The sequence below is a fragment of the Tsukamurella sp. DT100 genome, assembly GCF_049844855.1.
GTDB lineage: Bacteria > Actinomycetota > Actinomycetes > Mycobacteriales > Mycobacteriaceae > Tsukamurella.
Genome location: NZ_JBNCLV010000027.1, coordinates 1 through 920, shown reverse-complemented (window position 1 = coordinate 920; position 920 = coordinate 1). Strand labels below are relative to the sequence as shown.

1 protein-coding gene and 1 pseudogene are annotated in these 920 nt (G+C 65.3%); both read right to left on the bottom strand.

What is annotated here, in order from left to right; genetic code table 11:
• Nucleotides 1-549 (bottom strand): annotated as a pseudogene (locus ACLQ3K_RS26400) (IS3-like element ISPfr13 family transposase); the annotation flags it as partial.
• Between the two features lie 2 nt (nt 550-551).
• Nucleotides 552-881 (bottom strand): transposase, encoded by a 330-nt coding sequence (locus ACLQ3K_RS26395; protein ID WP_426002276.1) that lies wholly within the window; start codon nt 879-881, stop codon nt 552-554.
• Nucleotides 882-920 lie beyond the last annotated feature (39 nt).

The window sequence follows — 920 nt, the reverse complement described above, 5'->3', positions numbered from 1 at the left end:
TCGCGGCGGGTGGAGATGTTCCAGCCGACGATCCGCTGCGAGAAGCAGGTCCACGACGAACGCGACGTAGGTGAAGCTCGTGTGGGTGCGCACATACGTGAAGTCCGAGACCCACACCCGGTCCGGTGCCGGCGCGGTGAAATCGCGGTTGAGCAGGTCGGCGGCACGAGAGGCTCGCGAGTCCGGGATCGTCGTCCGAGGCGCTTTCCCGCGGACGACGCCGGACAGGCCAAGAGAGCGCATGGCGCGATCTACTGCGCCGAATCCGGCGCCGGGCAGCCGCCTGCGGGCAGCGGCGAGCATCTTCCTTCGCCCATATAGTCCCTCTGGCGCAAGCTGTTTGGTCCCATCTGGTGCGGTGGTGAACGCCAGTTGCCGGATGGTGTTCTCCACGATCGCATCCGAGACGACCCGCTCGGAAATCTTCTGGCTGCTTGCGCACCAGGCTCGTAGTGTTCTCGCCGCGACCTTCAGCCCCGATGCTTGCAGGGCCTGGTGGATCGACTCGACGGCGTGACCAGAGGCTAGCATCTGGTCGATGAACGCCACGATCAGCGGTTTCGGGGGTCGAGTTCCCCCGCGAAGAAAATCGCCGCAGATTTCAGCACGTCGTTGACCTCCCGCAGCCGGCGGTTCTCCGCCCGCAACCTGCGCATCTCCTCGCGTTCGGCGGTCGAGACGCCGACGGCGCGGCCGGCATCGATTTCGTGCTGGGAAACCCACCGGCGAACCGACTCGGGCGAGACCCCCAACGATTCGGCGACCTGCACCCGCACCGCGGTCGCCGAGGAGTACTCACTGCGATGCTCAGTCACTAGACGCACAGCCCGGCTCCGAAGTTCTGGGTCAACCTTGCGTGGCCATAGGAGCCATCCTCTCAATCACTCACATAGGAGCGGCAGAGAAGTCGGCACGGTTCA